Source organism: Burkholderia sp. B10 (assembly GCF_004368385.1).
Classification (GTDB): Bacteria; Pseudomonadota; Gammaproteobacteria; order Burkholderiales; family Burkholderiaceae; genus Burkholderia; species Burkholderia vietnamiensis.
Genome location: NZ_PQMX01000042.1, coordinates 52,457 through 59,759 on the forward strand (window position 1 = coordinate 52,457; position 7,303 = coordinate 59,759).

Here is a 7,303-nt window from a genome sequence, read left to right on the forward strand (position 1 = left end):
CGTCACGCGTCGATCAGGTCGTCGAGCCGGAAGCGCGCGATCCGGTAGATCTGGTCGAGGCTCGCACGCAGCTCCTCGCTGCGCGAATGATTCACGCGCGACTCGAAGTTCGCGATGATGCCGTGCCGGTCATAGCCGCGCACGGCCAGAATGAACGGGAAGCCGAATTTCTCGCGATAGGTGCGGTTCAGCGTCAGCAGCTTGTCGAACTCTTCCTGCGTGCATTGATCGAGGCCCGCGCCGCTCTGCTCGCGCGTCGACTCGGCCGTGAGCTCACCGCGCACGGCCGCCTTGCCGGCCAGTTCCGGGTGGGCGTTGATCAGCGCGAGCTGGCGTGCGTCGCCGGCCGTTTCCACCGCGTTCGACATCGTCTCGTGCAGCGCGTCGATGCTCGCGAACGGCCGCTTCGCCGCCGCATGCTCGGCCACCCACGGCGAATGCTCGAAAATGCCCGACAGCGCGGCGACGAATGCGCTCGGCGTCATCGTGTTCAGTTGCTCCAACGTGTAACGCATCGCCTTCATGCTTTCCCTTCGTCTCGATGATTGGGCTGATACGGATGATGTTCACGCCAATGGCGCGCGATATCGACACGCCGCGTCACCCATACGCGCTCGTGCTTCTCGATGTGATCGAGGAAACGCTGCAGCCCGCGAAAACGCCCCGGCCGCCCGAGCAGGCGGCAGTGCATGCCGATCGACAGCATCTTCGGCGCTTCGTCGCCTTCCGCGTACAGCACGTCGAACGCGTCGCGCAGGTAGTCGAAGAAGTGCTCGCCGGTGTTGAAGCCCTGCGGCGTCGCGAAGCGCATGTCGTTCGTGTCGAGCGTGTACGGCACGATCAATTGCGGCGTCGTGCGGCCGCCCGACACTGCGACGTCCATCCAGAACGGCAGGTCGTCGCCGTAGTTGTCGGAGTCGTACAGGAAGCCGCCGTATTCGGCGACGAGGCGGTGCGTGTTCGGGCTGTCGCGGCCGGTGTACCAGCCGAGCGGACGCTCGCCGGTCACGCGCTCGATCGCCTCCATGCCGAGACGCATGTGCTCGGCCTCCAGCTCGGGCGTCATGCTCTGGTAGTGAATCCAGCGCCAGCCGTGGCATGCGATCTCGTGGCCGAGCTCGACGAAGGCGCGCGCGAGCTCCGGATGGCGCTCGATCGCCATGCCGACGCCGAATACCGTCAGCGGCAGCCCGCGCTTCTCGAACTCGCGCAGGATGCGCCATACGCCGGCGCGCGACCCGTACTCGTAGATCGACTCCATGCTCATGTGACGGTCGGGATACGCGGCCGCGCCGACGATTTCCGACAGGAACTGCTCGGAGCCCGGATCGCCGTGCAGCACGCAGTTCTCGCCGCCCTCCTCGTAGTTGAGGACGAATTGCACCGCGACGCGCGCGCGCCCGGGCCAGTTCGCCTGCACGGGATGGCGGCCGTAGCCGATCAGGTCGCGAGGATAGTTGGGATCGAGTGACATGGGTTCGGAGTGCCGCTGAAGCTCGCTGAAATGGTGGGTTCGCATCGGCCCGCACGGGGCCCGAAGGCCGGCCGCGCGGGCCGATGCGACGACGGCCCAGTGTAGCGAAAAGGTCGGGACGCGCCCATACAGCTGCGCAGATAGTGCAGGTCAGACCGCGTGTATGTGCGGTTGCGGCAAACCGGCGTCGGGCGACGTAGCGCTGCCGCTGCGCGCGCCCGTGCTCGCCGGCGCAGCCGCCGACGCGTCGTCCGGCGGGCTGAAGCGCGCGAATTCGCCGTCGTAGCGCTTCGGCAGCGGCCGCGCATAATCGCCGCGCTTCGCGGTCGCGAGGCGCAGCGACACCAGCGCCTCGGCCCACTTCACGGCCGCCGTGACACCCTCGATCACCGGCGCGCCGATCTGCTGCTCGATCTCGTGCGCGAACTCAGCCATCCCGGCGCAGCCGAGCACGATCGCATCGGCGCCGTCCTCGTCGAGCGCCCGCCGGCATTCGTCGACGATGATGCGCCGCGCCGCCGAACCGGGCCGGTCGAGCTCGAGCACCGCGACGTCGGTCGCGCGCACGTTGCGGCAGAAGCGCTTCATCCCGTAGCGCTCGGCGAGATGCCAGGCCATCCCGCAGGTGCGCGCGAGCGTCGTGACGACCGAGAAGCCCGGCGCGAGCACGCTCGCCGCATGCATCGCCGCCTCGGCGATTCCGATCACCGGGCCGCGCGCCAATTCGCGCGCCGCGTACAGCCCCGGATCGCCGAAGCACGCGATCACGTACGCGTCGCAGCCGTCGCGTTCGCCTTGCGCGATCTCGGCGAGCAGCCCCGGCGTCGCCAGCGCCTCGTCGTAATAGCCTTCGATCGACGGCGGCCCCATCGGCGGGCTCACCGCGACGATCTCCGTACCGGCGGCCGCGATCTCGCGCGCGCAACGGCCCATCGCGTCGGTCATGCGCTGCGTCGTGTTCGGGTTGATCAGCTTGATCTTCATCTCGCGCTCCTCACGCGTTCGTGCTCACGAGCAACCGGTAGAACGCGAAGCCGAGCCCCGCGCCGATGAACCACGAGAAATTCGCGGCGGCCTCCCAGCCCGGCACCATCACGCACACGACCGCAATCACCGCGGCCGGCAGCAGCGCGGCGAGCGCGCGACGGTTCACGCCGCCGGTGTACCAGTACGCGCCGCGCTCCGACATCGTGTACAGATCGTCGCGCACCAGCCGGCCGCGCTTGACGAGGTAGAAGTCGGCGATCAGCACGCCGTACAGCGGGCCGATGAACGCGCCGAGCACATCGAGCGTGTAATGGATCACGGCCGGGTTGTTGAACAGGTTCCACGGCGTGATGAAGATCGACGCGACGGCCGCGAGCATCCCGCCTGCGCGCCAGCTGATCAGCCGCGGCGCGACGTTCGAGAAATCGAACGCGGGCGACACGAAGTTCGCGACGATGTTGATACCGATCGTCGCGATCGTAAACGTCAGCGCGCCGAGGATCACCGCGGTCGGATGATCGATGCGGCCGACCGTCGCGACCGGGTCGGTGATCAGCTCTCCGAACACCGGCAGCGTCGCGGCCGTGGTGACTACCGTGACGAGCGAGAACGCGAGGAAGTTGACCGGCAGCCCCCAGAAGTTGCCGCGCTTGACGTCGCCGAACGAGCGGCAGTAACGCGAGAAGTCGCCGAAATTGAGCATCGGCCCGGAGAAATACGACACGACGAGCGACACGGCCGTGATCATCACCGGAATCACCTGCGCGCCGTGATACTTGACGCCGCCGAGATTGATGCCGATGTTGCGCCAGCCCGCACGCCACACCATGTAGCCGGCGAGGATGAACATCACGACGTAGACGGCCGGCCCCGCGAAGTCGATGAACTTCTTGATCGTCTCCATCCCGTTCCAGAACACGAACGCCTGCAGCACCCACAGCAGCATGAAGCCGGCCCAGCCGACGGCCGACAGCCCGAGGAAGCCGTAGCGATGGACGTCCGCGTACGGCATCCATTGCGGGAAGAACTTCAGCACGACGATCACCAGCGCGCTCGACGCGAGATAGGTCTGGATGCCGTACCACGCGATCGCGATCAGCCCGCGGATCACGGCCGGCACGTTGGCGCCCAGCACGCCGAACGTCGCGCGGCACGCGACCGGATACGGCACGCCGATCTGCTGGCTCGGTCGCGCGATCAGGTTGCACAGCCGGTTCACGATCGTGATGCCGACGATCAGCGCGATCAGCACCTGCCAGCTCGTCAGCCCGAGCGCGAACAGGCTGCCGGCAAACACGTAGCCGCCGACGCTGTGCACGTCGGACATCCAGAACGCGAAGATGTTGTACGCGCCCCACGTCTGGTTCTTCAGTGGTGCCAAATCTTCGTTGTACAAATGCTCGCTGTAACCGTCCGGCAAGGCCGGATCGCCGCCCTCGCCGCCTTGTTCCGCCGGATATGCGCTGTCGTGCGCCACACTGAACTGAGCCATGACTTCTCCTTGACGCGGCCGTGCGGCCGCTCCACCGTCATCGATATCGCTCCGGGTCGTCGCCCGGAGTCGGACTGGCGGCCGGCGGCGCTGACCGCCGGCCTGCATTGCTCTCGTCGTGTGGCGCGCGGGCCGGTTCGCGTCGCCGCTCAGGCGCCGCCGAACACTTCGCGCAAATCGACCTGCCCTTGCGCGGGCCGGTCCAGCATCTTCAGTTCGACATGCTGCAGGTGGTGCGCCATCAGCGTCACCGCCCGCTTCGAATCGCCCGCTTCCAGCGCGGCCAGGATCCCGTCGTGGTCGTCGCACGAGCACGGGCTGCGACCGTGCGACTCGTACAGCGCCGACATCAGCGTCGAGCGCGCGACGAGCCCGTCGAGGCATTCGCACAGCGTCGCGTTGCCCGTGAGCGCGGCGAGCGCCGTATGGAATTCGCCCGACAGGCGGATCCACGCGGCGAAATCGTGACGCTCGAACGCGCGACGCTCCTTGTCGATCAGCGCGGCGACGCCCTTCAACCGTTTCGCGCCCGGCCCCGTCGCGAGCCGCTCGACGACGGCCAGCTCGATGATGCGGCGCATCTCGAACACCTCGTGCACGTCCTGCAGCGTCGGGCTCGCAACGAAGGCGCCGCGGTTCGGCTCGAGATCGACGAGCTTGTCGGCCGCGAGCTGCGACAGCGCCTGGCGGATCGTCCCGCGCTTCACGCCGAACACGTCGCACAGCTGCGCCTCCGTCAGCTTCGCGCCGGGCGCGAGCCGATGCTCGAGGATCGCGGTGCGAATCCGCTCGGCGATCGCTTCGGGGCCGGCGGCGCCGGACGCAGGGATATCGGGCTCGTTCATGTTCTGCATCGTGTGATGGTCCTCATCCTAGGACGGACATAAAGATTGTCAACAATTCTTTTCCCTGAATTCGCACAATCGGCGTGCATCCGAGTGTGCCAGAGCAGTGCGCGGCGCACGAAACCCGCGCACGGCAAGGCCGCAACGACCATCCATGGCAGCTTACGGCGTTTACCCTGCCGGGAATTTTGTCGACAAAACTGGTGCATGCGACGGCGCGAATGTGCTTCGTGTCGTCGAAAATTAGCGACGGTTAGTTGCGCGTCTACTTAAAGAAAAAGGCGGGAGACCCGCCTTTCGAGGTTAGCGATCGGCCGTCAGCCGAGATGCGGATAGTCGGACAGCGTGAGCCGGAAGCCGTGCGCGTTCGCGACGAGTTCGGCGTGTGCGCCGAACGGCAGCGTCAATAGATCGGGCACGTGGCCGAACTGCAAGCCCGTGACGACCGGGATGCCGATCACCGAGCGCACCTGCTCGATCATGGCCTCCATGTCGTAGCCGTTGTCGTATTCGAACGGCCGCGCGCCCGTGAACTGCCCGATCACGAGCGCCTGCTGGCGCGCGAGCAGCCCGGACAGATGCAGCTGATAGATCATCCGTTCGATCCGGAACGGCTGCTCGTTGACGTCCTCGATGAATAGGATGCCGCCTTCGATGTCCGGCATGTACGGCGTGCCGACCAGCGACGACAGAATCGCGAGATTGCCGCCCCACAGCGTGCCCGTCGCGGTCACGGCCTGCACTTGCGGCACGTCGGCGACGATCGTCGTGCTCGGCTGCGACAGCGTCTGCCAGAAGTGCTGCATCGTGAAGTCGCTCGGCGTTTCAGCACCGAAATCGGCCGACAGCATCGGGCCGCCGAAGGTCTTGATGCGCGCCTTCGCGTACAGCGCGAGCTGGATCGCGGTGAAGTCGCTATGGCCGACCAGCGCGATAGGCTGATCGCGCAGGCGGCGCTCGAGCCCGCGATAGTCGAGCCCGTGGAGGATGCGCGCGGCGCCGTAGCCGCCGCGCACCGCGAGCGCGATGTCGGGCAGCGCCCGCTGCGGATCGGCGAGGCGGTTCAGGTCGCCGGCGCGTTCGCCGTCGGTGCCGCCGAAGCGCTGAAAGCGGCGCTGCGTCGCCTCGATGTTTTCGATGCGCTGCTGGGCGCTGCTCAAACGCTCGAGCGCGCGATTGATCGCGTCGGGATCGTGCGGATAACCGGACGGCGCAAGCAGGCGAATGGTATAGGACGCGGCGGGCTGGAAGGACATGGCGGGAGGAGTCGGGTCGTCAAACACTGCTTAGAGGGCCTGGATCGTTGCCGGTTCAGCGATCACGCGCGGAGGCCGCGGCCGGCGCAGCGCGCGCGGCGCGCGGCGGTCATGCCGCGCCCGATTCGGCGTCGCGGGCGAGCCGCGCTTCGCGCACCGCGCGGCGGCGCTCCGCGAAGAACGACTTCAGCGCGGCGCCGCATTCGTCGGCGAGCACGCCGCCGGTCACTTCGGTGTGGTGGTTCAGCTGGGGATTCGCGAATGCGTCGATCACGCTGCCGCAGGCGCCCGTCTTGGGGTCGGCCGCGCCGTAGACCACGCGTGCGATGCGCGCGTGCATGATCGCGCCCGCGCACATCAGACAAGGCTCGAGCGTCACGTACAACTCGCAGCCGGGCATCCGGTAATTCTGCAGATGCTGGGCCGCCATCCGCAGCGCGGCCATTTCCGCGTGGGCCGACGGGTCGTGCCCGCCGATCGGATGGTTGAAGCCGCGTGCGATCACTTCGTCGCCGCGCACGAGCACCGCGCCGACCGGCACTTCGCCCACGGCGCGCGCCTCTTCGGCCGCGGCCTGCGCGAGCCGCATGAAATGCAGGTCGCGCGCAGACGCGGGCGCGGGCTCGATCGTGGGCTCGGATACGGGGGAATCGGCAGCGCCGACGGATTCGGGGGCCGCGTCGTGCAGCGCGTCTGCGCTCACATCGGCCCCGCTTCGGCGGGCGCTTCGTCGAGCCCGCGTTCGCACAGACGCTCGGCGATGCGGCGGCAATAGTCGCGCGGCATCACCATCGGACCGCCGCGCAGCGATTCCAGCGCCATGTCGAGCGCGAGGATCTTCGCCTGAAGCCGGCAACGTGCGGCACGATCGCCGACCGCCTGCAGTTCGTCCTGCAGGTTGCGCAGCGCGCGCAATTGCTCGACGGCCGGCGGCACGAAGCCGGCGTTCTTCAGGATACGGTTGGCCACCCGGACCTCCTCGGGGACGAGGAGGTCGTCATCCAGCGCCTGCGGCGCGCCGGTACCGGGCAAATCGTCAAACTCGCCCCGCGCGGCGGCGGCGGCGATGCGTTGTTCGACCAGTGCGTCAAGCAATCTCATTAGTCAATCGGAACAAATGCGGCAGCCGAATTCTAGCAGGGTGACGTGCGTATGACAGGCTCTTCGAAGACCTGCTCGATATTGTCTTTTTAGGGGCCGAATCGGCGCGCATGTGTGAAGATCGGGGCGACTTGGGGCTGTGCTGCGC

The 7,303-nt window shown here is 67.5% G+C and carries 8 protein-coding genes; all 8 read right to left on the reverse strand.

Annotated elements, in window-relative coordinates; translation table 11 throughout:
• Positions 1-2 precede the first annotated feature (2 nt).
• Positions 3-524 carry a 2-oxo-4-hydroxy-4-carboxy-5-ureidoimidazoline decarboxylase gene (gene uraD / locus C3Y15_RS20585; protein ID WP_011885108.1) on the reverse strand — a complete coding sequence of 174 codons (522 nt, stop codon included), beginning with the start codon at positions 522-524 and terminating at the stop codon, positions 3-5.
• A complete protein-coding gene (gene puuE, locus C3Y15_RS20590) occupies positions 521-1,474 on the reverse strand; it encodes an allantoinase PuuE (protein WP_043291112.1) in 954 nt (317 codons plus the stop codon). The genes uraD and puuE overlap by 4 nt, the downstream gene beginning before the upstream one ends.
• Before the next feature lie 150 nt (positions 1,475-1,624).
• Positions 1,625-2,458, reverse strand: coding sequence for an aspartate/glutamate racemase family protein (locus C3Y15_RS20595; RefSeq protein ID WP_014723197.1), 834 nt, complete (start codon positions 2,456-2,458; stop codon positions 1,625-1,627).
• Between the two features lie 10 nt (positions 2,459-2,468).
• On the reverse strand, positions 2,469-3,953 hold the full coding sequence (locus C3Y15_RS20600) for an NCS1 family nucleobase:cation symporter-1 (RefSeq protein WP_059568341.1): 1,485 nt from the start codon (positions 3,951-3,953) through the stop codon (positions 2,469-2,471).
• Between the two features lie 149 nt (positions 3,954-4,102).
• Complete coding sequence (locus C3Y15_RS20605) at positions 4,103-4,807, reverse strand: GntR family transcriptional regulator (RefSeq protein WP_011885112.1); 705 nt, start codon at positions 4,805-4,807, stop codon at positions 4,103-4,105.
• 308 nt (positions 4,808-5,115) lie between these two features.
• Positions 5,116-6,054 carry a muramoyltetrapeptide carboxypeptidase gene (gene ldcA / locus C3Y15_RS20610; RefSeq protein WP_059669242.1) on the reverse strand — a complete coding sequence of 313 codons (939 nt, stop codon included), beginning with the start codon at positions 6,052-6,054 and terminating at the stop codon, positions 5,116-5,118.
• A 109-nt stretch (positions 6,055-6,163) separates the two neighbouring features.
• Complete coding sequence (tadA, locus tag C3Y15_RS20615; RefSeq protein ID WP_124259631.1) at positions 6,164-6,757, reverse strand: tRNA adenosine(34) deaminase TadA; 594 nt, start codon at positions 6,755-6,757, stop codon at positions 6,164-6,166.
• On the reverse strand, positions 6,754-7,155 hold the full coding sequence (locus C3Y15_RS20620; RefSeq protein ID WP_011885115.1) for a DnaJ family domain-containing protein: 402 nt from the start codon (positions 7,153-7,155) through the stop codon (positions 6,754-6,756). Before C3Y15_RS20620 ends, tadA begins: the two co-directional genes overlap by 4 nt.
• Positions 7,156-7,303: the final 148 nt, after the last annotated feature.